A 24,477-nucleotide genomic window follows, 5' to 3' on the forward strand; every position below is an offset into this window, starting at 1 on the left:
TAGTTATTTTGTTTTTGTAAGTAAATAAAGAAAATACGGTGCTCCTAAAGCCGCTACTACTACACCAGCCGGAATAGAATTCGGCTCAAATATAGAGCGTCCTATCGTATCTGCGAGCACTAAAATAATCATTCCGATTATGCCAGCTAACGGAAGGAAGTGTTGATAGGTAGTACCTACTAACTTTCTTGCGATATGCGGAGCAACTAAGCCGATAAAGCCAATCCCCCCTGCCATCGATACACTTGCGCAAGATAATCCAACCGCTGTAGCTAAAAGTAATAACCGTTCTTTTTGCACAGAAACACCAAGTCCTGCTGCTACACTATCACCTAGTGACAATGCATTTAACGTTTTAGATTTTAGCCACGCATAAGGGGTTAGTATGAAAATCCAAGGTAATAATGCCAGGACATGAATCCAATCCCTTCCCCACACGTTACCAACTAGCCATCTAGAAGCGAATGTATACGTCTCATCATTTAACTTGAGAGAGAAAAATAGCGAAATTGCACTAAAGCCAGCTGAAACTGCAATACCAATGAGAATAAGTCTAATGGGAAGTAAACCTTTTGACCGATCACTCGCAAGTAAAATAATAAGAAATGCAGCTAATACTCCTCCGCCAAATGTAAATAACGGTATTAAAATGGATGCACTCTCATTAATAGAATGAAAGAGAGTAACAAATACGATAAGACCGAAAAATGCACCTGAATGCAACCCTAAAATACCAGGATCTGCAAGTGCATTACGGGATAACCCTTGCAAAATCGCACCGGAAATACCAAGACCAATACCGGCTAACATCGTGATTATTATTCTTGGCATACGATAATCATATAGCACGGTTGCACTCTCAAAATCACCATAACCCAAAAGTGTTTCAATTACTCTAAGTGGCGCTATACTCAGTGTCCCTGTATTTAAACTAATTAAAATTACAGCGATACTTATACATTTGAAGATTGTAGTTACAGTAATAGCTCTCTTTTTATCCGTGTTAAAAAGATCCTTCACTTATAATTCCCTCCCAACTTTACGTGCTATATAGAGGAAGAACGGAACTCCAACAAGAGCTACCATAATCCCTATCGCAAGTTCCTTAGGAGGATTTACTGTTCTTGCCCCTAAATCGGCTACAACTAATAACATAGCTCCTAATAATGCTGACATAGGAATAATGAGTCTATAATTAACACCAACTAATTTTCTAGCAATGTGCGGGATAACTAGTCCTACAAATCCAATAGAACCAACAGCTGAAACAGAAACACCTGCCAGAATAACTACTATAATCATCCCTAGTATTCTCGTTCGGTTCGTTTTCACTCCTAAATTTGTAGCAACATCATCTCCCATTGATATGAGTGAAATAGATCTTCCTAACACTATCGCAAAAATAATCGTTATAAGAATAATAGGGACTAAAAATTTCAAGTGTTCCCACTTAAGCCCTGCAACACCACCAGCATACCAAAACGCTAAATCTTGGCTTAAATCATAATAAATCGCAGCACCTGAACTTAATGAATGTAAAAGCGCTGCCATAACCGCTCCAGCAATCGTTAACCTCATTGGTGTTAACCCGCCTGATGTTGCTGATCCAATAACAAAAATAAGTACTGTACTTAAGACAGCTCCAATAAAGGAAACAATCATTAAATAGGAATACGGCATATGTGGGAAAAAAGCAAAACTAAGTGCTACTATAAACATCGCACCTGCATTTATTCCGAGTACACCTGCATCAGCTAAAGGATTTCGTGTTACACCTTGCATAACAGCACCAGCAACCGCAAAAGCTGCCCCTACAACTGCTGCACCAATTACTCTCGGGAGCCTTAATTCATAAATAATTTGGTGCTGTGTTAGTTTCGGATTGTAATCCAAAACCGCTACCCACACCGTTTGTAAATGAATATCCTTTGCACCAAATGAAATGGCTAAAAATATAGATCCAATTAAACATAAAATTGTTAAGCTCATGAAACATATGAACTTAATATGTATCCAGCGGTTATTACCAGCATGTACAGTAGACTTATGTAACATGTTTCATTTCATCCTTTATATTCAGTTGTTTTTTATAATTATTTTTTATTTATAATTAATATTGATAATAATTATCATTTTCATTTAGATATTATATCCCCACTTTTTTTAAATAGCAAACTATTTTTTACTTTGTTAAAATATTAAAATACTTATTACAATTCCCTTCTAAAACTTACAAATACATGCAAAATAGACTACTAGCTTATTTTTAAAATCGTAGTATACTTAGTCATTATTTCGAGTTTTCTAACAAACTTATCAAAGGAGACCCAATGTTCTATCTAAAACAATTACTACATTTCACTTACGAACAAGCATTATCTTGTTTATTCCCAGTCACTATTTTTTTAACACTAGCCCTTTCAAAAATCATTTCTATCCCAGGGTTATATCGCTATGATTTCATACTCATCGTATGTCTTCTGATGCAGTGGATTATGTATAAAACTGGTCTTGAAACAAAGGACGAACTAAAAGTAATTACTGTCTTTCATTTAATTGGACTTTTACTAGAAATATATAAAGTACATTTCGGTTCATGGAGTTATCCTGAAGAGGCATATTCGAAAATTTTTGGAGTTCCACTTTACAGCGGTTTTATGTACGCAAGTGTCGCAAGTTACATATGCCAAGCGTGGAGAAGATTGCATTTACAAATGCACCATTGGCCAAAAGCCATTTTTGCCATACCGTTAGGAGCTATAATTTACTTCAATTTTTTTACACATCATTTTCTATATGACTTTAGATGGGTATTAACTTTACTTTTATTCATCGTTTTCTTTCGGACATTTGTAGAATTTTCATTGCAAAGCGTTACATATAAAATGCCGCTCGTACTCTCATTTTTCCTTATCGGATTCTTTATTTGGATTGCAGAAAACATCGCTACTTTTTTCGGAGCATGGCAATATCCAAATCAACGAGAAGCATGGAACCTCGTTCACTTAAGCAAAATTAGCTCATGGTTTTTACTCGTTGTTATTAGCATTATGATTGTTACGCAGCTAAAACATTTGAAGGAGTCGAAAAGATAATACTGATTATGTAAAAACAGTTAGCCCCTCGCTCATTAGAGAGTGAGGGGCTTTTTTAGTAATATTTTTTAAACCGTCCCTATCAAAGGAGTTATAAATTCATCATAATTTACAAGAGCATAAGCAGTTGCACATTATGAACTACTACTAGCAGAAGAGGTTGCTGCAGATGAAGCGGCAATCGTTGCCATCATAGCTGCCTGTTGTGCTTGTATGAGGATTTCTATCATTGTTTGTAAACCTGTGTTGGTAGCTTTACTTTCCTCACCTTTCTGACTTACGAACAGTTGAATAGCAATAAGGATATTTGTATCTGTATGCCAACGGAACAATTTATCCCCCTGCAATTTTTCAATAAATGCTTTAATAGAATGAATCTCTTTATCTCCATCTTCAAGTAACGCTAGTAGCCCGATAGCTGGGTAATGCATCTGTTTCACTTTTACCTTTTCTTGCTTTAATAACTTCCATATGTTTGTGCATGTTGCAACTAACATCTCTTCACGGACATCCTTCTTTAGTGAAAGAATGTGACTTAAAAATTGAAGATCATTCCCTTTACGCAAACCAGCTGTCGCTAGTTTCTGATAAAGACGTTCCACTCGGTCCATAAGTGTTTCTACATGCTCTGATTGTCCTGCTAATAAAACTGCGAGCGGATAATCATTTGTACTTGTAAGAAAGAGGTGATCCTTTTTCATGCGTTTATATACTTGCATCGAACGCTGAATGTGCGCGCCATGTTGTTCATCTTCTTCTGTTAAAAGCACAGCTGCTGCGAGATAAGTAAATATACTCCGGCTAAAGCCACCAGTGACCAATTGTTCATATAAATCTAAAAACGTCCGAAAAGCTTTCTTGTAATCTGTAAAGTGAATATCTAATGTTGCGGCCACTACAAAACGATGATACGACTTTAAGTATGAAAACATCCCTACCTGATTTTTAATATAACTACTAATTTCTAAAAAACGTCCGAGATCAAACAATTTATCACTACCTGCATACATAGCAGCAATCATCATTCCTGTTCGAGAATCACTCGTTTTCCATTTTAGTTCTCCCTTTAACTGTACATATGTATGTTTATATTGCTCCAACTTTTGTTCTAATGTAATCATAGTATTCACCCCTATTTCTAGTTCTTCTCTATTATTATACGTATATTCCATATTTAGGAATACTATAATTAATAATCACACCATAAAAATCACGAAATTCATTAATCCCTATATATTGTTTTTTATCTTTCTTCATCAGCATCAAGATGATAATCCCTAATCCTTCAAAAAGTTATACAAAAAAGGTAGATAATAATTTATCTACCTTTTTTGTATATATTATTTAACATTACACCTGTATTGCTTGTTATATGCAATTAAGACTAAAGAGCTTTAATAATTCGTTCCATCGCCTTCATTTGCCCAAGATGATCCGCTTCATGATAAAGCATCATACCGTAAAGCTCCCCTACTGTTTCTAATCCTAGGAATGGTTCTGGAAGTTTATTTTCAAATACTTCTGCTGGCATTTCGTTAATACGCTTCGCTTGTTCTTTTAATTGAGCCGTTAACACTTCTAATGATGGCCCTTCTGTTTCCCATTTAGATGGTCGTGTACCATATCCAAACATACCTGGGTATTCAGTTGGTAATTGTTTAAATTCTCTTCCAAACATGAAAGTTTCTGCTGCCGTTAACACGTGACCAATATGCCAGCGAATTGTATTGTTAAAGCCATCCGGCTGCGTATCCGCAGTATTATCATCTAACGTTTCCATGAATTTCAGTAATGCTCCACGCGTTATTTCAAATTGTTTTAAACCAACTAGTCTATTCATTTTATCGCTCCCCTTTTTTATGTACAATTTATTATGAACTAAGAGTGTTCAACTTATTAAAGTTTCACCTTGTATAATCTATCAGAAACAATTAAGAAATACATCTAATATGCTTAGTAAAAATAATAACAAAGGTTCACTCCTCATAAATATAGAATTACTTACTGCACAAATATTTTAGTAAACAAAAGAGGAGTGTAATTGCATGTTACATATTTTAAAACAACAATATAGTCTTATTAGCTCTACAAGAGAAACTCTATTTTCGTTTTTTGAAGAAATCCCACTAGAAAAATTACATAGCACAATTCCTAATTTCGGGAGCGGCAGTATTATAAAGACACATATTCATGTAGCCGATTGCTATCGATACTGGCTTGGATCATTCGCATTCAAACAAAAACGAGCAGACTTTTCCTTTGCCAGCGATTATGAAGTTGAGCATGCAGATCTCGAAAAAGTTCGTACTAGATTTAAGTTAGTAGATGAGGTTGTACTACGTTTTTTAGATGAATATAATGACCGATGGCTCGAAAATATAGCAAATGAAGTAAAATGGCAAAAAGAACCTTGGAGCACAACTCCGCTATGGCTTTTAACTCATACAGAGACACATGAATTTCATCATAAAGGACAAATTGTGTCGATGGCTCGTCATCTTGGATATGCTCCTCCTAATACAGACCTTAGTTAATTCAATGGACCATGATTACTGAAAAGATTAGAATGAATACAAATCGAGCATGTTTTGAAATCCAATCAAAACATGCTCTTACAATATTCTACCTTACAATTTTCATATTCCTATCAATACCAAATAGTCTCCGCATAATTATAAGCATCACTATTCGGAATAGCATGTTTCCCCTGCGCTTGCGCCTTTCTTGGATCTAAATCATATACCATTGGCGTATAGCATGATGTTTGCCCTTTATTTACAACACCATTTCCTCCAGCACTTCCGCAAGTGTATGCCTTTCCATCTGTTTTTCTAACAATCCTTGCATCAGCTTCGTTATTATAAACTGCTGGGCGGGTTACAGTAACTTTTGCCCATGCTGTCTTACAAGTCGTGCTAAATTTTAATTCTACATAAGAATTTGAATCAATCCACTTCTTTTCTTTCGTTACTGCGGATTGATCACAGCTGTTATAGTAAGGACTTTTCCCATCATATGAATGATCTTCTGCGTATGCTTTATCGCTATTAGTCGTGCTAAACATACTAGTTACAACGAGTAAAGATAGCAATAAACATGCACTCACCTTTTTTAATAGCTTCATATAATTTCACTCCTTTATTAATAACGTGCTGTTTTACCGTAACCGTTATTAAACGTAACCGCTTCAGCATCTGCTGTGTATCCGAAATCTGCAGTTAAATCAAATACCATTCCAGTATACGTGCTCGTTTGACCTGTTTTTATTGTGCCGTTCCCCTGGTTAGAAGTAACTGATTTTTGGAATACACCATTTTTATATTTATTTACAACTGCGTACGCATACACTCCTCCCGAAACAGCTGGTGCTGGTTGATCTAAAACAAGCTTAGACCATGCTGCATGACATTTATTACTGTAACGTAAATATACTGTCCCTACTTTTTTACTACCTTCATAAACTGCTGTAGACTTTGCATTAAATCCATCTGCATCACACGTTGTACTTCCCCCGTATACTTTCGTTGTTGCTGGATTTTTTCCGTCATAATAACTACTTAAATCAGTAGCTGCCAATGTACTTCCTTGGAAACTAAATAATACACCTATACTTGCCGCACTTAACACGCATACTTTCATTAACTTTTTAAACATATTAAATTCCCCCCTCACAATAAGTACGTATACTAAAGACAATCTATCCCCTATGTAAGCCCTCCTTTCACGCTTCCTAGAGGCATCTTACAAAAACGAATAAACGTTGTAAATTCCCTTATGATTATTGGAATATACGAAGAATTTTACTTATCCTTGTAAGAAAAAAAGTTGAGAAATACACATTTTATAGCATTCTTTATTTAAAACATAAAAGAACCGATACTTGTTATATTCAAGCATCGGTTCTTTATATAAAATTGCCATTTTTTCTTTTATATAAAATAAATATTTCTCCACTTAATCCGTTGTAAAAAACTCCCTCGTTACATCAATAAATTGCTGCAGTGGCGCTGTCATCCATTTATCTTTATGCCAAGCAATTTGTGTATAAATCGGAGGTATTGTTTCTTTTAACACTAACTCCTTTAACGTCCCTTCCCGTATATCTTTTTCTACTACTATTGCTGGCAAAACTGCTATACCTAAATCCGCAATGACACATTGTTTAATTGCCTCGACACTAACAAACTCAATCTTATTTGCTGGATATACGTCTTCCGCACGAAATAACTCTTCAAATAAAGTCCGATATGAGCACCCTAGTTCAGTTAACAAAAGTGTTTCACTCTCTAAATCTTTTATAGAAACGGAAGCCTGTTCGAGTAAACAATGCCCTGGAGCCGCTACTACTTTTAATTCTTCTTTCATAAGTGGATCCACATGCAAAGCATCTCCTGTTTTACATTCGTCCAAAATAAATGCAAGATCGACTTTCCCCTCCATCAATTGTTCCTTCGCATCTTTATTGGAATGCGCTGGTTTAAATATAAGCTTTATTTTGGGGAATTGTATTTTAAACCTCTTTAATATAGAAGGAAGCCTATATGTACATTGACTTTCTTGTGCACCAATTATTAACGTACCTGCTATTTCCTCATCATCTTTCACAGCCGTCTTCGCTTCGTTACTAAGTGCGATTATCTTGTCCGCATATAGTTGAAACTTCCTGCCCGCTTCAGTTAAGAAAAGACGTTTCCCTAACCTCTCAAATAGTGGTGTACCGAGCTCAGCCTCTAACGTTTTAATTTGTGCTGTAACACTCGATTGGGCAAAGTTTAATTTCTTCGCAGTTTGTGTAAAGTTCAAAGTTTCCGCGGCTATTTTAAATGTAATTAATTGTTTTATCTCCATTTATCATCCCTCTTTTCAATCGGTATTTCCGATTGATTTCATCGAAATAATCCTCTTTGTCTATCGATGTTTATATTGTATGATAAAGAGCATCGACAAACAATATAAATGGAGGTATTCCATATGAAAGCACTTTGTTTCGAACAGTTCGGAAATCCAGATGTACTACAATATAAAAAAATACATGATCCAATCATAAATTCAAATGAAATTCTTGTCCGCACGAAAGCAATCGGTTTAAACTTTGCTGATATTTATAGACGCCGCGGTGATTATCATCTCGCTGGTAACCCGCCATATATATTAGGTTATGAAGGGGCTGGTATTGTTGAAAAAGTAGGAGCTGACGTTACTACTATCAATCCTGGGGACCGTATTGCATTTGCTGACGTCCCATTTGCAAATGCAGAATTAGTTGCCGTTCCATCAGAAAAAGCCATCCTACTTCCGGATTCTATTTCTTTTGAAACAGCCGCTTCTGTCTTATTACAAGGTCTAACGGCACATTATTTAACGAAAGATAGCTATCAAATAAAACAAGGTGATACAGCTTTAGTCCACGCTGCGGCTGGTGGCGTTGGTCAACTTCTTATTCAAATGATTAAACTACAGGGCGAAACAGTAATTGGTCTTACGTCATCAACCGAAAAAAACAAAGTAGCCACGTTAGCTGGGGCTGATCATGTATTTTTATATACGGAAAAATGGCATTCAAAAGTACTTGAAATAACAAACGGCACTGGAGTAAATGTTGTATATGAATCAGTAGGTTCTACATTAGAGGAAAGTTTTAACGCTACTAAAATTGGCGGTACAGTCGTATTTTACGGAATGGCTGGTGGTAATCCTGCGCCAGTTGATCCGCGTATGCTTATGGATACTTCAAAAACTTTAACTGGTGGAGACCTTTGGAACGTGCTTACTACTTTTGAAGAACGTAAGCAGCGCTCTACTCAATTATTCGATTGGATCACTAGTGGAAAAGTAAACATCGCGAGTCCTACTACATTCGCCTTACAAGATGGTGCTCTTGCACATAAATTATTAGAGAGCAGAAAAAGTACTGGGAAGATTTTATTGATTCCATAATCGTTCATATTTAAAAAGGAAGCTAGAATATATTTCATTGCTTCCTTTTTAAATGTTATTAATGTTCCTTTTTGCTTCTTTTTAATAACCCTGTTATTTATATTTTTTATTTCTATACTTCTCTTTCTAGGCCCCTCATTTTTAGGTTTATAAAATAAATGAATCTAAATATTAAAGGAAAGAACAAACCTCCGGATATCAACAACCCAATAAATACAGTATCCATAAAAGAAAAAATCCCAAAGAATAGCATTCCAAAAAAATAAAATACAACTGCACTCCAATAAATAAAACGTGGAAACTTAGTTTGGAACGAATCACCTTTTTTACACGGTTTTCCAAATAAAAAATGAACGAATTTAATCAACATAATCACTTCTCCATATAATTGTTAATATCCTTTTCTTCTTAGAACTGAGCATAAATCACATACTATGTATCTTTTTCTTTGAGTTTTCCGACAACGGGGTTATTAGCTATGTCGAATACAGTAACCTTTTACTCATATGTTTCGCAAAGGCAACAATATATTTTTATTTCAATACAAATCGCCTATCCCCATTATCATGTTGCAATTCAAACAATACTGGATTACTAACAAATCTTTTTAACAAAACGTCTGCCTCATGATCAGTTATTTCATTGGGAATATTAATGCCACTAAATGATGTTGAGGAAATTAGTGTATGAAAATCATATTTAAATTCATAATCACCAATATACGCAAGTGCCAATTGCCCTTTCCATTTAATTTGATACGTCTGTCCTTCTAATCTAGTAAACTTAATATTATGAAAGGCTGACGCATCATGTCCAAGTAAATAAACGTCAAATGCAGTTAAATCTAAATCTAAGTTCTTCTGCTCATCTTCGGATAAAAAATCAATTGCAAATCTCTTCCCATTTAGCAAATCCAAATCAAAAGGCACCTCATCACTTCCTACACGAAACCCTTTAAAATCCCATTCTTCTGATGACAAAGTACAGCTATGGAAGTTGTTCCATACAATCTTCGCGTGCCAGTCATCAACATCTTCTCCATCTTCTTCATCATCTTCATCATCTTCCAAATCTTCCTCATCATAATCCGCAGTCTCTAAATGTAAATCAAAATACAAACCAGCTACACCATTTAACTCTTCTTCCTCCGCATATTTAAAATGTGCACTCCACTTAAAATTAACAATTCGATGACCTTTAGGCCACGGGTTGTCCACAAAATATATTCGATCCATATTTACACGTTCCTTATTTTGTTTTATTTCTCGTAAACTCACTTAAATTTCGAGATGAAATGTAAGACTAGACTAATAGCCCTCCAATAAGCTGCAAGACAATTTATTGTTCCTACTCTCTTACTATATCACCACAATAATTTTCATAGTGCATTTTTAACAGAATATTCCGATTCAAATTAACAAATGATATACTAAAAAATAAAAAGAAGCTAGATTTTCTAGCCTCCTTTTCTTATCTCTATTTGAGATTTAATTATATTTCCACACTTTCTTTCCCTTTTGCAACATACCTCATATCTCCAACCGACTCGACGATGTATTCCCCATCTTTATATAAAATTTTCGTTACACTTGCATTCTCTACTCCAAGTTTTGTTTTACTACTATCTATCATTTCTATTAAGGCAGTAATCAAAAGCCCATGAACGACAACTAAAACGTTACCGCCTCCATTTGCAGCAGCTTCTTCACTAATTTTATCAATCTCTGTTTTTATACGGGCAGAAAATAATTCCCAATCTTCCGCTTGTTTCGTAGGATCTGCTGTTCTAATAAGATTAATTACTTCTTGAATAGAAAGCTTCATAAGTTCTTCTGGTGCTGCAACACCCGCAGCTTTTCCAACCGCATCCCACATATTTTCAAGTTTTTCACCTTCAAAAATACCAAAATTTAATTCTCGTAAATTTTTTCTTTTCTCAAGTTTCAATTTTGATTGCTCACTATATTTTAATACTAAATTAGCAGTTTCAATCGCTCGGCCGCTATCGCTACTATACGCATTCGTAAAATGAACATCTTTTAATCCTGTTCCTAAATTTGAGGCAACTTCCACACCTTTTTCTACTAACGGAGAGTCTGCCCAACCTTGCGCGCGATGGTTCGTATTTAATATTGTTTTACCATGTCTTGTAACATATAACGTAACTACATTCTCATTGCTATTTGTTTCTCGCTTATTCATTCTATTCTCTCCCTTTACGTTTCTATATCAATTTTACCACCTCAATTATTCATTGAGCAAAATATACGTCAGTAGATCTGCTGAATAAAAAAAGCTATCTTTCTGTATATCTCTACAAAAAGATAGCATCTTTTATGATTACATTTCTTAGCCAATACTTCTACTCAGCAAAAGCACTCGAATATTGTACAATTCCTTCTACACCTTGAAGAGTGTTCTCTCTTAGCTCCATCACCATAAATACTTCATCTGGCACTTCAAATGGCGCTTTTATATTCCACTGACTTGCGCGTTCAAAACCGAATTTCGGATAGTACTCTGGATGCCCTAATACTACAACTGACCCGTATCCTAATTCTTTCGCTTTTTCTAAAGCAGCCGTGATCAGTTTTCCGCCAATTCCTTTCTTCTGATGGCCCCTAGCAACTGAAACTGGTGCAAGTGCTAACGATTCTACAGAAGTTCCACCTTGTTCTATTGTAATTTTCGATAACATAATGTGACCAACTATATCTTCATCTACCGCAACAATTGATAACTCCGGAACAAACGCGTCACATTCTCTAATACGTTTTACAAGTTCATGCTCTTTTTTATCACTAAATTCTTCATTTAAAAATGCCTCTTTTACAACTTCTTCTGTCTTTCTATAATCATTTTTTTGTTCTTGTCTAATCGTTACCATTCTATATTATCCTCTATTCTTTCTTATTTCTTTTTGGATTTTACGAAGTGCTTTTTTCGATCCCCGCTCTATATCATGTTGCATTTTTCTTTCTTTATAATCAACAAATAGTGTACTTAAATCGTACCCTTCTGGATATAATTCTTTCGCTGCTACCTCTAAAGTAATGCGTTTTATATTCACTTCAACGAATTCACCGTTATAATATACAACGACGTTATAAAAATTATCTTTTTCCTTATAGATGATACCAAAATCATCATAATCCAATAAATTCACACGGTCGCCGACTTTGTACTCATAATGAGATTCTCTTTTCTCTTGCACAAATTTCGGTTTTCTAATTTTACTTTCATTCACTTTTTCTATAACGTATTCTTTATTTCCCATATACTCCTTCGCTCTTTGCAGTACATGTTCTTTTACGTTCATTTTATTCGCAATCCAAAGCGCATTACTTTCACCTGATTTACCGATAACTAATTTATAAAGTGGCTCTAGTGTTTCACTATTAAATTGCATTGCTGCATTCATAAAATCACCATGCATTTCTGAAAAGCGTTTAATTTCACCGTAATGCGTACTCGCAATTGTAATACATCCCGCAAGGTAAAATTCTTCTAAAATAGATATCGCAAGCGCCGCGCCTTCATTCGGTTCTGTACCGCTCCCTATTTCGTCAAATAGTAGTAACGTATTATTATTTGACATCCTCATAATTTCAGACAAATTTTTCATATGAGATGAAAATGTGCTTAGTGCATTTTCGATACTTTGATTATCACCAATGTCTACAAATACATTTTCGAAAATAGCAATTTCCGTTTCTTTATCTCCCGCAATATGAAAGCCTGACATTGTTGCTAATGTTAATAGTCCGATTGTTTTTAACACAATTGTTTTGCCGCCTGCATTTGGTCCTGTAATAATTAAACTACGATACTCTTGACCAATTTCAAAGTTTAACGGTACAACTTGCCCTGTTAAAAGCGGATGCTTACAATTCATTAAATGAATGTTTCCGTGATCGTTTAGCTTCGGTTCTATTCCATCGATTGATTTACTAAACTTCGCTTTCGCAAATACCATGTCATATTGACTTATCAGTTCCATATTAATTTTTATACTATAAATATTTTCTACTACCATTCCTGATAGTGTCGCTAATATTTGATACTCTTCCATTGCCTCTTCTGCTTTCAAACTTGCTAGTTCCACATTTAGCTTTGTAACCGTATGTGGTTCTATAAATACAGTAGAACCTTTTGCAGAAGCTTCAACAATACTCCCAGCAACTTGATTTTTATAGGAAGATTTAATTGGAATCGTATAACGGTCATCCTTTTTACTAATAAAGAATTCCTGAATAAATTTCTTATTTGCACTACTATTTAAAAACTTCGTTAAACGCTCTTTTATTTTTCCATCTACAGAATCGATACTATTTCGAATTCGTTTTAACTCTTTACTTGCAGCTGCATCAATACTATTTCCTTTAATTGAAAAGTTAATTTCCTCTTCAATGCTTTTATATTCAGTCATTGAATTTGCATAGGAAGCTAATACTGGTGCAAAAAATTCTTTATCTAACATAAACTTTTTAATCTTTCTACATCCACGTAAAAAGTCTGAAACACTTACTAATTCCTCTGGATCTAAAATCATCCCTTTTTCTAATTTTTGAATTGTACTCGAGATATTTGAAATTCCGAAAAAAGGCACATGTCCTTCTGCATCTAATATAGTCCTTGCTTCTGTCGTTTCATTTAAACGATTTCTCACTACTTTTATACTTGTACTCGGCTCTAATTTATTTAATAATTCCTTACCTAATCCACTTACACAATAAGATTTCACTATTTCCTTTAATTCGTTATATTGTAACTTTTCAAAAGTCATCGTATTCATTTTGTTTCTCCTCACTATGATTGATGTTTATCATAAATGAAGATACCTACTCATTAGATCCCAATGAGTTTTGCATTATTCAATTACTATTTTTATACATTTAAAACATATACAAAAAAGCTGCGGGGATACCGCAGCTTTTACATTTACAAGGCATGTGTAATAACATATGAGGAAATAAACCATAAAAAACGGATGGCAACCCTCTCATTACACGCTTTATAAAGTATTGTAGGTATCTTCATAGGTTTCGAAATAAACGCATGACAAAATTAGGGGTATGATACACATAAAAATCCCCTGGTCTTATCCGATTTATTTCATTAAATTTTTCCTATTTAATACCTACCGCACTCACAAAAAGCACCTCTCATTAATTTATATTTTATGGTCATTGAAATCTAATTTATTGCAATCATCATACTATATGTTTTATAAGAAGTAAAGGTGTCAGACTATTTCCTTTCAGATTGTAAAGCTTTCATATAATCAGCCTTTTTCTCAAGGGTCTTTTTCGCATCTTCAGCCGTTACTATATAATCTACCGCGATATGCTGTAATATTTCCTTATTAGCATTTGGCAACTGAATTGTAATATCATCCACACTACTCTTACTATTTTCAATCGTTTTATTAAATTCCTGAATACCTCTTGCAACCTCCGCCAATGTTTCCATATGTACAGAATTGTTTACATCTAAAACAGTATTACTTTTAAAAACTGCTGTATAATACTGTTGCAAATTTTTCTTCGCTATTTTTTCCTCAGCATTCTTATTGGAAACTTTATCCCCAGTCTGCATTTGATTAAAAGTAAGTATAGTGTTATTATCTTTCTCTCCATAATATGTATTAAACTTCCCTTGTAAATCATTTGTTTTCTTTTTCATTTTATAATTATCATTTTTTACTTCTGGAGAGATTTGTCCCTCAAAATAAAGTTGAAATTGCAAATGCGGTTCATCGACTTGCTGTACAGTAACTATCCGCCCTTTGGGACCAAGGAAGTCCTTTCCATTATCCAGTGTTTCAACTCCGTTTAGATTAACAGCCATATCATACTCTGTTTTTATATAATTTTGTGCTTTTTTTTCGATTTCTTCATCCGATATATCACATGATGTTAATAGTAATAAACTAAACATTATGCTATATTTCATTATTATTCTTTTCATATTGCCTCTCCTTTTACTACTACTACTGCCTATCCAGAAATGTACTTCTGGATTTTAAATTACGATTTATATAAAGAACTACTTCTAATAACCACATGTACAAAAACACCCGTTTGTTATCAAATTACACTTATAGTGTAATTTTACACTATAATCATTTTATCGTAAAGCAAATATAATCCCTATTAAAATCACGTTAAAAACATACTAATATTTAATTCTATAGCAATCACAGTACGGTTTTTATTGACTCCAACTTTAAAGTAACCACTTTAATTTCACTGAGAAAAAATTAAATAAGCGCCTCCGCTATTGCAAATGTCATTTACTTAACCTAATACATTTAATAATTATGACAAGCAATCATAGGAGGTTACTATATGAGCGAAGAATATATTATTTTACATGGACTTGCTCTTGAACCAAATTTAATTGGCCCCACTCTACCACCCATTCCACCATTTACATTCCCTACCGGACCTACTGGAATCACAGGACCTACCGGCGCTACAGGACCTACTGGAATCGGAATAACCGGTCCCACTGGAGCAACCGGTTTAGGAATTCTCCCCGTATTTGGAACAATAACTTCTGAAGTAGGAATCGGATTTGCAGCAGTAGTTAATACAAATGTTAATTTGACAATTCCAGGACCTGTTAGTGGAACTACTCTAACCCCAGTAGACAACTCCATTACAATTGATACCACTGGTGTGTACTCTGTATCCTTTTCAATTGTATTTGTGATACAAGCTATTTCGTCTAGTATATTAAACCTTACAATAAATGATTCCATTCAATTCGCCATTGAAACACGAGTTGGTGGTGGTTCCGGGGTAAGAGCTACATCCGCTAGAACTGATCTATTACCTTTAAACCAAGGAGATGTCCTTCGAGTACGAATAAGAGAAGCCATAGGTGACATTATTTATTCCAATGCATCTCTTGTTGTTTTAAAGGTCGACTAATTCGTTTATCAAAATAAAGATTCAAGCATGATAACAATGTAAAAAGAAGAGGTAACTTATATTTCAGTCTACCTCTTCTTTTTTATCACCAATTTACTGTTGAACATATATGGAAACAGAGCCTCCACTTACATGGAATTGCCCCCATCCATCTTTATTAATTGTTACAGTATTTGTTTGATTACCCGTAATATCGTACCATACTTCCCCAGCGTTATTCTTTCCAACATCCATCCACTTTGATCCTCCTGGTCCATCGGAGATTAATGTCGCTAAACCAGACTTAGCATGTACACTATCGCCTTCTCTTGTCCAGCCAATCACATCTGGATGGTCTAAATAATCACGCTGCGTACCATATGCAAAGTTTTTTCGTGCCGTCAAAATTGGATCAATTTTATCTTTTAACGCTGGAATTTCATAACTACTATTTCCGCTTGTCCCATAGTAATCACCATAGAAAACTGATGGATAGCCCTCTGCACGAGTTAAAATAAATGCATATGCCAGCGGCTTAAACCACGGACTTACTACAGATTCCAATGACTGCCCAGGTTGAGAATCATGATTCTCAACGAGAGTAACTGCGAGTGCAGAGTGATTTTTCATTACTGTTCCATTTAAAATATTTCTCATATCATAATTCCCATTTCCCGTTGAAGCATAATGAAAATTATAATGAAGCGGTGCATCAAATACAGATTGATTATAATTGACTTTTGCCAAATAATTGTTTAAAGTCTGGATATCATTTTGCCAATATTCAGCCACCGTAAACATTTCTTTCCCCGTTTGCTGCCTGACATGATTTACCCAATCGCGTAAATATTCATGATCAATATGTTTAACAGCATCTAAACGAAATCCATCTAAATTTAATTCATTCGCATACCACTTCCCCCAATTTTTCATCTCATTCGCAACATCTGGATGATCAAAATCAAGATCTGCATACATCAAATAATCATAGTTTCCATTTTCGCTAGACACTTCCCAGTCCCATGCTTTACCTATGCCCCTAAATTTATAAATTCGATTTAATTTCCTTCCTTCATCCCAATCCGTTCCGTCAAAATGATACCATTTCCATTTGAAATTAGAATAAGCATCTCTGCGCCCCGGAAAGTTAAAACCCGTCCATGCACTAATTTCATAATCACCTGATACTTCAATATTTCGATTGTTACTGTCTACCTCAACAGCTGTTACGGTTTCAGTATAATCAGCCCCACCTTTATGATTCATAACTACATCACCATATACGTCGATGTTTTGTTTATGTAAAGCGTCAATTGCAGATTTCAACTGTGCCTTTGTCCCATATTTCGTCCGCACCGTTCCTTTTTGATTGAACTCCCCTAAATCATATAAATCATAGGCCCCATACCCTACATCATTTTGCGAAGTCCCTTTATATGCAGGTGGTATCCATACAGATGTGATTCCCCTATGAGCTAAACTTTCAGCATCAGAACGCAAACGATTCCAATGATTCCCATCATTCGGAACGTACCACTCAAAATACTGCATTAATGTTCCATTATTTATCGTTGCTGCTTCTGCCTTATTCCTCCCATATATATTAGGAAAAAGCAAAATAAATAATAAAAAGACTACCGTAATCCTTTTCAACATATTTACACCATCCCCCTTCAAGAAAACGTTTGCATAATTCATTAAAATTATTATAATATTCGTTCTACAGTTAGTAAAGTAACAATCTTTTAATCTCTCACATTATTTTTCAAAATATGAATTTAACTATTCCACAAGTACCCCCACATAGTTTAAAATTCACATCGTATTCAAAATTGTATACAATTTATCTATAAAAGTATGACGGAGGGATTTCTATGACAGACTTTCAAAAACAATTTTTCGCACGTTTACATATAGAAGAAAAAGAAACCATATCATTTGAAGATTTATCTCAACTTATGTATGGAATGGCGCAAACTGTTCCATTTGAAAATTTAAATGTTCTCGAAAATAACTTTAAAGAAATATCAAAAGAGAATTTAAAAGAAAAAATTTTAGTAAACAACCGTGGCGGTCTTTGTTATGAACTAAATCCTACTATGTATTACTTTCTTAAAGACTTTGGATTGGATGTTTATTTAGTTTCAGGAACAGTTTACAATGCTGCAAACTCTATATGGGCTGTCGATTCCGGACATATCGCAACTGTTTTAAAACATCATCATGAACTTTATTTAATTGAAGTGGGGTTCGGATCATACTTACCTCTTGCACCTGTTCCTTTCTCAGGTGAAGTCGTTCACTCAGTAACAGGAGATTATCGTATTCGCAAAGAAACAACTGAAAAAGGAAATTACATTTTAGAAATGCGTAAAAACAATGAGTTTCTGGATCAATCTTCTGCTGATGATTGGACATTAGGCTATGCATTTTATATAGAAGAAGTGGATGAAACGAAAGCGAATACAGCACAAAAAATCATCGTTGAACATGAGGGCTCACCATTTAACAAAGTACCTCTTATTGTAAAACTTACACATGACGGACACGTTTCTTTAACAAAAGATCGTCTTACAATAACAAAGGACGGTACAAAATCTAAAGAAGAAGTTACAGACGAGCAATATACAAACCTTTTACATTCGAAGTTCGGAATTACACTATAACTGTTTAAGCCTTGCTATTTACAGCAAGGCTTTTCAATTTTCAGCAGGGATTTTTTGCAATTTGTTGTATTTCATAGTTATATAGGAATATGACTACACATTTAGAAAGGAAATGATTATGACAGAACTTAAAGATCGATTACAAGTACCCGATAATGAAAAATGGAAGTTAACAGATATTTACGATACGATTGATGATTGGGAAAATGATTATAAAAAAATAGAAATGTTAACAATTGAACTAAAAGAATTTAATGGAGATATTCACGATGGCAATCGTTTATTAGCTTATTTAACAAAGAGTGAAGAAATATCTAGCATATTATCTTTAATGTTCGCTTATGCGCGATTACAATCTGATCTTGATACACGCGATACTGACGCCCAATCCCTTGTCGATAAAGTATCACAATTACATGTAAAGGTAAGCGCAGCGAAATCATTCTTCTCCCCATTCTTACTTAGCGTAGAAGAAAACACTTTACATTCTTACATAGAAGAAACGGAAGGGTTACTATACTATAAAGAAGACTTATTTGAATTATACCGTTATAAAAAACACGTATTGAATAAGGATCAAGAAGAAATTTTATCCCAAATGGGTGAAGCACTTTCCTCTCCGCAACATACATTTGGTATGCTAAATAATGCAGATATATCATTTGGTGAAGTGACGAATGATGATGGAAAGAAAGTGAACTTAACACGTGGAATGTATTCGAAGTTAATAGAAGATGAGAATCGTGAGAAACGTAAAGAAGCTTATAAGGCATATTACAAACCGTATGTTCAGTTAAAAAACTCAATCGCTTCTACATTATCTTCTGCTATTAAAAATAATGTTACTGTTTCAAAGCTAAGAAAATATCCATCAGCTTTAGAGAAATCATTATTTGGCGATATGGTTCCGAAAGAGGTATATGAAAACCTAATTGATACAACGAAAAAAAACATTCAAACATTACATACATACAATGAAATTCGTAAAGAAAAATTAAATGTAGACGAACTAAGACAATACGACTTAAGCGTCGATTTAGTACAAGGTGTAAAACAAGACATTCCATATGACGAAGCGTTTGATACTATGATTGCATCACTTGCTCCTTTAGGAGAAGAGTATATTGAAACATTAAAAGGTTTTAAAGATAAACGATATATAGATGTGAGAGAAACGCCTGGAAAACGTTCGGGTGCTTATAACTTTGGGGTATATGGCGTTCACCCCTTCATTCTTTTAAATCATCACGATGATCTAAATAGCCTTTTCACACTTACTCATGAGTGTGGTCACGGTATGCATACGCATTATTCACACGGATACCAACCAAGAATTTCTGCACACTATTCCATTTTTGTTGCAGAAGTCGCCTCTACAGTAAATGAAGTGTTATTAATTCACTACTTATTAAAAGAAGCGAAAGAAACTAACGTACGTAATCATTTAATTAACTACTTTATCGATAGCTTTAAAGGTACTTTCTTTACACAAATCATGTTTGCAGAATTTGAAAAAATCACACATGAAATGGCCGAACAAGGTAAACCATTAAACGCCCAAGTCTTTAGCGAAATTTATGAAAAGCTATTTAGAGAATATAACGGTGATTCACTTGTATTTGATGAAGAAGTAAAATATGGATGGTCTAGAATCCCTCATTTCTATCGTCCATTTTACGTGTACAAATACGCAACTGGATTCGCCTCTGCCATTCAAATTGCCGATAAATTATTAAGCGGTGATCCAAATGCACAAAAAAACTATATCGAATTCCTTAAAGGCGGAAGTTCTGACTATCCATTAAACCTACTGAAAAAAGCTGGTGTTGATTTAACTACGCCAGAACCGATTGAAAGTGCATTAAATCGCTTTACTCAACTTGTTGAAGAGTTTTCAGCATTATAAAAAAAGCATGCAGAGTATATACTCTGCATGCTTTTTTCATTCGAATCACTTTATTCTACATGTTGCTGCGTCACACAATGAATCATACCACCATACGCATACAGTGCATTTACATGAATACCAACGATTCTTCTTCCTGGAAACTGCCCTTCAATGATTTGCAGTCCTAACTTATCATGTTCATCACCGTATATAGGAACCAATACAACTTCATTTCCAATATAGAAATTCAAATACGAACCTTTACAGTCTGCCTCTTTTACCACTTTTCTTGTTACTGGTACTGGGATGAGTTGAAATGGACTTCCATCTATATTTCTCGCTTGTCGCAATTCTTGATAATGCTTTTCTTGCGCATCCAAAAGGTACGCCTCTCCTTCCCCGAAAGGATCATATTCATAAAGAATCGTATTTTCATTTACAAAACGTGCTGCCCCATCAATATGATAATCCGTATCTTCATCATAATTATCTTCACCACGAATACCAGTTATCCATATAAAATTCGTTACCCCTAAATACTTCGTTAACTCCATTTCAATCTCTTCCTGACTTAGTGTAGGATTTCGATTTTCATTTATAATAGAAGTTTTTGCCGCCATTAAGGTCCCGTTTCCGTTTATCTCTATTCCTCCACCTTCTAGACAAACACTTGCTGCAACTTTTGGGATGCTATACATTTCACTTATTTCGTCCGGAATAACAGCATCATTTTCATACGGATATTTATCCCCCCAACCATTAAAAATCCAGTGCGTTAAGCAGAGATTTTCTTCCTTATCTTTTACAAATATCGGTCCATTATCTCTTATCCATATATCATCAGTTTCTTGAACTAAAAAATCAATTTTATCCATATTTACGTTCTCTTCAATTAGCTTCGATTGGACATGTGTTTTTTCTTCTTCATCATATACAACAATATGCACATTCTCTCCGTAATGAAGCTCCTTCGCCATCGTTACCCAAATATCATCTAACTTAGCTCTGTAACCTTCACCTCTATGCGTTTTATCATGAGGCCATTGGAGCCATGTCCCCTCATGTTTCTCCCATTCTGCAGGCATATAAAACAAACTATTTTCTATATTTCTCATACATGTTCACCCCTTCTCTAAATGTAAGTCCAGTCTATACTTTGACATCGTGTTAAGGTCAACAGCAATATATTCATTTGCTTGTAACTACTTCATACCGTTACTCTTTATTCTCCCTTGTGATACACTACTTCTCCTTGTAAAACTGTCATTAATACTTTCACACTCGGAATCTTATCGACACTCATTTTAGTAATATCCTCATTTAGTATTACGATATCAGCCGATTTTCCTACTTCAATTGAGCCAGTAATCTTATCAAGTCCTAGTGCCTTAGCTGGCTTAATTGTATAAGCATCAATAGCAGCCTGTACATTAGACAAGCCTTTCTCATCAATACTTAATGCGTTCGAAATCGTCACAAGTGGATTCAATTCATTTACATCCCAATCACTACTAAGTGATACATTTGCACCTGTTTTCCAAATTTGTCCTAACGGCATAATTCGTTTCATTTGCTGGTCTGTAAAATACGTACTTGCCCAGCTTTGTTTAGGATCTTCCGCAAAATCATGACCGATTTGAAAATCAGCGCTAACTCCTAAATGAGCAAAACGATTCATATCACTATCTTCTACCATTTCCACGTGCGTAAGCGTATACGGCTGTTTTGCCCCTTCTTTTTTCGCTGCTTCAATTGCATTTAAACTCTCTCTTACTCCACTATCTCCAATTGTGTGAATAAGTGCACCGTAACCAAGTTTATTAAGTTCAGTTAACCACCATTTCATTTTTTCTTCTGGAATATAGTTCAAACCATACGGGGTTCCTTTAAACCACTCAAATTTATATTTTTCAAGCGTTTTCGCTGTACTGTTAATACTAATTCCATCACTATACATCTTCACTTGATTAATAAGCATGCGTGACGACAAATCATCTCGCTTAATCTTTTGGAAATACTCGATTTGTTCTGCTTCATTTAAGTTCGGATACACCCACGGACGAAGTACTACTCGTGACGTTAACTTTTTCTCATCATTTACTTTATTCCAAACATCTAACCAGCCTCGTTTCCAATAGAGACGTCCATCCCCCACTGTAGTAATACCATTCTTCGCAACTTCATCTAAGCCGTCCAGCAAACCTTCATAATTTTTTTCGAACAAATTCGGTTGGGCATTCCATGCTTTTTCCATTACGATATCTCCAGCTGTATCATAAAGAATACCAAACGGTTCTCCTGTTTCTGGATCCCGAATAATTCTTCCACCTTGTGGATCTTTCGTATCTTTATTTATCCCAGCCAACTCCAATGCTTTCGAGTTAACCCATACAGAATGAGAGGTTCTTTCCATAATTAATACTGGGTTATTAGGAAATAGCTCATCAAGAACTTGTAATGGCGTTTGTTGTTCTGACTTTTCATCCATATTTTTTAACAGCTCTTCCAAACTAAATCCTGTTCCACTTATCCATTCCCCATCTTTCACATCTTTTTTACAAGCATTTAAATACGAGCGTTGTTCTTGCAACGCAGCATCTGGTGAGACACTGCAATTCCCTGCTGCTGGTGATTTCGCTTCAAAAATATGATTATGATTATCCACAAAACCAGGAAGAAGTTGACGTCCTTGTAGATTTATCACTTTCGTATCTTTATTAATCAATTTTTCTACATCCTTATTTGAACCAACAAAAGTAATTTTCCCATCTTTAATCTCTATAGCTTCTGCCATTTCTTGCTTTTCATTAGAAGTGTAAATTGTACCATTTTTAAACACTACATTTTTGGGCAACTGACCAGGTAGAGCAGAGCTACCATTCTCACCTTCTCCTACTTCAGGCGTACACGCTGAAATCCATACCATACTTAGAATCAAACAAATAATCATGATTTTTCTTTTCATATTCTTTCTCCTTTTTATTATGATAAAATGAAACTTTAATTAGTGGTGGACTCCATCCCTCACTAATTATTTGCCCACATCCATCAGGCTTTTACGGACAGCCTGACTCCAAAAAAATAGCGGGATAAATTACTTTCGTATATAGAATAAGGATTGACATAATGTTAATGTCAATCCTTATTCTCATTCTATTTTCGTAACTAAAAAACAAATTTGTGTCACATACTCTTCTGTTAAACAATCACATTCTGGTCCCTTTATATAGACTTCATATGGATGACTCTCTAGTATATAGCCATTCCTTTCAACCCACTCTTCTAACGCCATATAAGCATAACCTATATAGTCATAGCTGCCATAATGCAAAGTGGTAACAATTTGATGCTGCTTTAGCCTTTTTATGTCGCACTCTTGTAATACACCTTTATTATCTTCATCCATAATCGGAATTCTTAATTCTATATGGCTGCGATTTGGAATATACTCTTCATCATAAAAAACTGTAGATGGAGAACCGACTATTTGAAAGCTATTTTTTTGTACTTGTTCATATAAGTCATAAAAATAATCATCCATATCGTCTATATCTATTTGTAACTTTTGAGCAATTACTGTTATTTCATTTCTCATTCCAATTAATACATCGTAACTTCTATGGCGAGCAATATTTAGACCTTTATTCATATTTACTATTTCATTCATTTCTGAAATAACCTGTAAATTTTGTTTCACTTCATGAGATAACTCCATAATTTGAGATTGCATATGTTCAACAAACGAATCTTGATCTGCTGACTGGAGAATGATTTTAATTTTTGGTAAAGGAAACTTGTACTCCCTCAGCTTTTTAATTTTTAACGCTACTTCCAGCTGCCCTTGTTCATAATATCTATATCCATTTACCGGATTCACATATGCTGGTTTTAATATCTCTTCTTTGTCATAATGCCTTAGCATCCGTGTACTCATTTTACAAATTCGTGAAAATTCAGTAATTGTATACATATAA

At 34.7% G+C, this 24,477-nt stretch carries 23 protein-coding genes; 6 read left to right on the forward strand and 17 right to left on the reverse strand.

Annotated features, from left to right (window positions below):
- Window positions 1-3 precede the first annotated feature (3 nt).
- Together DPQ31_RS17155 and DPQ31_RS17160 are read right to left on the reverse strand one after the other, a co-directional pair.
- Entirely contained in the window at window positions 4-1,020 is a 1,017-nt protein-coding gene (locus DPQ31_RS17155; protein ID WP_208730780.1) for a FecCD family ABC transporter permease, read from the reverse strand.
- The gene (locus DPQ31_RS17160) at window positions 1,021-2,055 is read right to left on the reverse strand and encodes a FecCD family ABC transporter permease (protein WP_208730781.1); all 1,035 of its coding nucleotides are present in this window, start codon (window positions 2,053-2,055) and stop codon (window positions 1,021-1,023) included. It lies immediately after the preceding gene.
- Between the two features lie 275 nt (window positions 2,056-2,330).
- On the opposite strand from DPQ31_RS17160, the gene DPQ31_RS17165 reads away from it, so the two are divergent.
- Window positions 2,331-3,095: a DUF817 domain-containing protein gene (locus DPQ31_RS17165; RefSeq protein ID WP_208730782.1), complete on the forward strand. Its 765-nt coding sequence runs from the start codon at window positions 2,331-2,333 to the stop codon at window positions 3,093-3,095.
- A 134-nt stretch (window positions 3,096-3,229) separates the two neighbouring features.
- On the opposite strand, the gene DPQ31_RS17170 is transcribed toward DPQ31_RS17165, so the two are convergent.
- Window positions 3,230-4,267: a DUF4003 domain-containing protein gene (locus tag DPQ31_RS17170; protein WP_208730783.1), complete on the reverse strand. Its 1,038-nt coding sequence runs from the start codon at window positions 4,265-4,267 to the stop codon at window positions 3,230-3,232.
- Window positions 4,268-4,479: 212 nt separating this feature from the next.
- Window positions 4,480-4,935, reverse strand: coding sequence for a DinB family protein (locus tag DPQ31_RS17175; protein WP_001081127.1), 456 nt, complete (start codon window positions 4,933-4,935; stop codon window positions 4,480-4,482).
- 205 nt (window positions 4,936-5,140) lie between these two features.
- On the opposite strand from DPQ31_RS17175, the gene DPQ31_RS17180 reads away from it, so the two are divergent.
- On the forward strand, window positions 5,141-5,629 hold the full coding sequence (locus tag DPQ31_RS17180; protein ID WP_000902421.1) for a DinB family protein: 489 nt from the start codon (window positions 5,141-5,143) through the stop codon (window positions 5,627-5,629).
- A gap of 113 nt (window positions 5,630-5,742) precedes the next feature.
- Here DPQ31_RS17180 and DPQ31_RS17185 read toward each other — a convergent pair whose 3' ends face one another.
- The 3 genes from DPQ31_RS17185 to DPQ31_RS17195 form a co-directional block, all read right to left on the reverse strand.
- Window positions 5,743-6,219: a DUF2690 domain-containing protein gene (locus tag DPQ31_RS17185; RefSeq protein ID WP_000771170.1), complete on the reverse strand. Its 477-nt coding sequence runs from the start codon at window positions 6,217-6,219 to the stop codon at window positions 5,743-5,745.
- 17 nt (window positions 6,220-6,236) lie between these two features.
- Window positions 6,237-6,749 carry a DUF2690 domain-containing protein gene (locus DPQ31_RS17190; RefSeq protein WP_000473739.1) on the reverse strand — a complete coding sequence of 171 codons (513 nt, stop codon included), beginning with the start codon at window positions 6,747-6,749 and terminating at the stop codon, window positions 6,237-6,239.
- 300 nt (window positions 6,750-7,049) lie between these two features.
- The gene (locus DPQ31_RS17195) at window positions 7,050-7,943 is read right to left on the reverse strand and encodes a LysR family transcriptional regulator (RefSeq protein ID WP_098911833.1); all 894 of its coding nucleotides are present in this window, start codon (window positions 7,941-7,943) and stop codon (window positions 7,050-7,052) included.
- Between the two features lie 123 nt (window positions 7,944-8,066).
- Between DPQ31_RS17195 and DPQ31_RS17200 the strand changes: the two genes are divergently transcribed.
- Window positions 8,067-9,032, forward strand: coding sequence for a quinone oxidoreductase family protein (locus DPQ31_RS17200; RefSeq protein ID WP_208730784.1), 966 nt, complete (start codon window positions 8,067-8,069; stop codon window positions 9,030-9,032).
- A 112-nt stretch (window positions 9,033-9,144) separates the two neighbouring features.
- Here the strand turns inward: DPQ31_RS17200 and DPQ31_RS29385 are convergent, their stop codons facing one another.
- The 6 genes from DPQ31_RS29385 to DPQ31_RS17225 all read right to left on the reverse strand — a co-directional run bounded on the left by DPQ31_RS29385 (window position 9,145) and on the right by DPQ31_RS17225 (window position 15,002).
- Window positions 9,145-9,402, reverse strand: a complete 258-nt coding sequence (locus tag DPQ31_RS29385) for a hypothetical protein (protein WP_261797460.1) — start codon at window positions 9,400-9,402, stop codon at window positions 9,145-9,147.
- A gap of 163 nt (window positions 9,403-9,565) precedes the next feature.
- Window positions 9,566-10,267: a hypothetical protein gene (locus DPQ31_RS17205; RefSeq protein WP_208730785.1), complete on the reverse strand. Its 702-nt coding sequence runs from the start codon at window positions 10,265-10,267 to the stop codon at window positions 9,566-9,568.
- A gap of 256 nt (window positions 10,268-10,523) precedes the next feature.
- On the reverse strand, window positions 10,524-11,234 hold the full coding sequence (locus DPQ31_RS17210) for a histidine phosphatase family protein (RefSeq protein ID WP_001042058.1): 711 nt from the start codon (window positions 11,232-11,234) through the stop codon (window positions 10,524-10,526).
- A gap of 160 nt (window positions 11,235-11,394) precedes the next feature.
- On the reverse strand, window positions 11,395-11,919 hold the full coding sequence (locus DPQ31_RS17215) for a GNAT family N-acetyltransferase (protein WP_199634266.1): 525 nt from the start codon (window positions 11,917-11,919) through the stop codon (window positions 11,395-11,397).
- A gap of 6 nt (window positions 11,920-11,925) precedes the next feature.
- Complete coding sequence (locus DPQ31_RS17220) at window positions 11,926-13,827, reverse strand: endonuclease MutS2 (protein WP_208730786.1); 1,902 nt, start codon at window positions 13,825-13,827, stop codon at window positions 11,926-11,928.
- 455 nt (window positions 13,828-14,282) lie between these two features.
- Complete coding sequence (locus DPQ31_RS17225) at window positions 14,283-15,002, reverse strand: hypothetical protein (protein WP_097958336.1); 720 nt, start codon at window positions 15,000-15,002, stop codon at window positions 14,283-14,285.
- Window positions 15,003-15,382: 380 nt separating this feature from the next.
- Here DPQ31_RS17225 and betA point away from each other — a divergent pair, with 380 nt between their 5' ends.
- A complete protein-coding gene (gene betA, locus DPQ31_RS17230) occupies window positions 15,383-15,970 on the forward strand; it encodes a collagen-like exosporium glycoprotein BetA (RefSeq protein ID WP_199632060.1) in 588 nt (195 codons plus the stop codon).
- Between the two features lie 93 nt (window positions 15,971-16,063).
- Here the strand turns inward: betA and amyS are convergent, their stop codons facing one another.
- Window positions 16,064-17,605 carry an alpha-amylase gene (gene amyS / locus DPQ31_RS17235; protein ID WP_208730787.1) on the reverse strand — a complete coding sequence of 514 codons (1,542 nt, stop codon included), beginning with the start codon at window positions 17,603-17,605 and terminating at the stop codon, window positions 16,064-16,066.
- A gap of 218 nt (window positions 17,606-17,823) precedes the next feature.
- Here amyS and DPQ31_RS17240 point away from each other — a divergent pair, with 218 nt between their 5' ends.
- Together DPQ31_RS17240 and pepF are read left to right on the forward strand one after the other, a co-directional pair.
- Entirely contained in the window at window positions 17,824-18,615 is a 792-nt protein-coding gene (locus tag DPQ31_RS17240) for an arylamine N-acetyltransferase family protein (protein ID WP_000129201.1), read from the forward strand.
- A 118-nt stretch (window positions 18,616-18,733) separates the two neighbouring features.
- Window positions 18,734-20,521: an oligoendopeptidase F gene (gene pepF, locus DPQ31_RS17245; protein ID WP_208730788.1), complete on the forward strand. Its 1,788-nt coding sequence runs from the start codon at window positions 18,734-18,736 to the stop codon at window positions 20,519-20,521.
- A gap of 50 nt (window positions 20,522-20,571) precedes the next feature.
- On the opposite strand, the gene DPQ31_RS17250 is transcribed toward pepF, so the two are convergent.
- The 3 genes from DPQ31_RS17250 to DPQ31_RS17260 form a co-directional block, all read right to left on the reverse strand.
- Window positions 20,572-21,618, reverse strand: a complete 1,047-nt coding sequence (locus DPQ31_RS17250) for an agmatine deiminase family protein (RefSeq protein WP_097837355.1) — start codon at window positions 21,616-21,618, stop codon at window positions 20,572-20,574.
- A gap of 107 nt (window positions 21,619-21,725) precedes the next feature.
- A complete protein-coding gene (locus tag DPQ31_RS17255) occupies window positions 21,726-23,468 on the reverse strand; it encodes an amidohydrolase (protein ID WP_208730789.1) in 1,743 nt (580 codons plus the stop codon).
- Between the two features lie 183 nt (window positions 23,469-23,651).
- Window positions 23,652-24,473: a MerR family transcriptional regulator gene (locus DPQ31_RS17260; protein ID WP_098000543.1), complete on the reverse strand. Its 822-nt coding sequence runs from the start codon at window positions 24,471-24,473 to the stop codon at window positions 23,652-23,654.
- Between the last annotated feature and the right edge of the window lie 4 nt (window positions 24,474-24,477).

The organism is Bacillus sp. COPE52 (assembly GCF_003355115.1).
In the GTDB taxonomy this organism is placed as follows: domain Bacteria; phylum Bacillota; class Bacilli; order Bacillales; family Bacillaceae_G; genus Bacillus_A; species Bacillus_A toyonensis.

Bases quoted from the DNA above. Each gene is read 5' to 3' on its own strand.
- betA (WP_199632060.1), top strand. From the start codon at position 15,383: ATGAGCGAAGAATATATTATTTTACATGGACTTGCTCTTGAACCAAAT.
- DPQ31_RS17165 (WP_208730782.1), top strand. From the start codon at position 2,331: ATGTTCTATCTAAAACAATTACTACATTTCACTTACGAACAAGCATTA.
- DPQ31_RS29385 (WP_261797460.1), bottom strand. From the start codon at position 9,402: ATGTTGATTAAATTCGTTCATTTTTTATTTGGAAAACCGTGTAAAAAA.
- DPQ31_RS17195 (WP_098911833.1), bottom strand. From the start codon at position 7,943: ATGGAGATAAAACAATTAATTACATTTAAAATAGCCGCGGAAACTTTG.
- DPQ31_RS17250 (WP_097837355.1), bottom strand. From the start codon at position 21,618: ATGAGAAATATAGAAAATAGTTTGTTTTATATGCCTGCAGAATGGGAG.
- amyS (WP_208730787.1), bottom strand. From the start codon at position 17,605: ATGTTGAAAAGGATTACGGTAGTCTTTTTATTATTTATTTTGCTTTTT.
- DPQ31_RS17220 (WP_208730786.1), bottom strand. From the start codon at position 13,827: ATGAATACGATGACTTTTGAAAAGTTACAATATAACGAATTAAAGGAA.
- DPQ31_RS17185 (WP_000771170.1), bottom strand. From the start codon at position 6,219: ATGAAGCTATTAAAAAAGGTGAGTGCATGTTTATTGCTATCTTTACTC.
- DPQ31_RS17260 (WP_098000543.1), bottom strand. From the start codon at position 24,473: ATGTATACAATTACTGAATTTTCACGAATTTGTAAAATGAGTACACGG.
- DPQ31_RS17190 (WP_000473739.1), bottom strand. From the start codon at position 6,749: ATGTTTAAAAAGTTAATGAAAGTATGCGTGTTAAGTGCGGCAAGTATA.
- DPQ31_RS17200 (WP_208730784.1), top strand. From the start codon at position 8,067: ATGAAAGCACTTTGTTTCGAACAGTTCGGAAATCCAGATGTACTACAA.
- DPQ31_RS17225 (WP_097958336.1), bottom strand. From the start codon at position 15,002: ATGAAAAGAATAATAATGAAATATAGCATAATGTTTAGTTTATTACTA.
- DPQ31_RS17255 (WP_208730789.1), bottom strand. From the start codon at position 23,468: ATGAAAAGAAAAATCATGATTATTTGTTTGATTCTAAGTATGGTATGG.
- DPQ31_RS17210 (WP_001042058.1), bottom strand. From the start codon at position 11,234: ATGAATAAGCGAGAAACAAATAGCAATGAGAATGTAGTTACGTTATAT.
- DPQ31_RS17240 (WP_000129201.1), top strand. From the start codon at position 17,824: ATGACAGACTTTCAAAAACAATTTTTCGCACGTTTACATATAGAAGAA.
- DPQ31_RS17160 (WP_208730781.1), bottom strand. From the start codon at position 2,055: ATGTTACATAAGTCTACTGTACATGCTGGTAATAACCGCTGGATACAT.
- DPQ31_RS17205 (WP_208730785.1), bottom strand. From the start codon at position 10,267: ATGGATCGAATATATTTTGTGGACAACCCGTGGCCTAAAGGTCATCGA.
- DPQ31_RS17215 (WP_199634266.1), bottom strand. From the start codon at position 11,919: ATGGTAACGATTAGACAAGAACAAAAAAATGATTATAGAAAGACAGAA.
- DPQ31_RS17170 (WP_208730783.1), bottom strand. From the start codon at position 4,267: ATGGAATATACGTATAATAATAGAGAAGAACTAGAAATAGGGGTGAAT.
- DPQ31_RS17175 (WP_001081127.1), bottom strand. From the start codon at position 4,935: ATGAATAGACTAGTTGGTTTAAAACAATTTGAAATAACGCGTGGAGCA.
- DPQ31_RS17180 (WP_000902421.1), top strand. From the start codon at position 5,141: ATGTTACATATTTTAAAACAACAATATAGTCTTATTAGCTCTACAAGA.
- pepF (WP_208730788.1), top strand. From the start codon at position 18,734: ATGACAGAACTTAAAGATCGATTACAAGTACCCGATAATGAAAAATGG.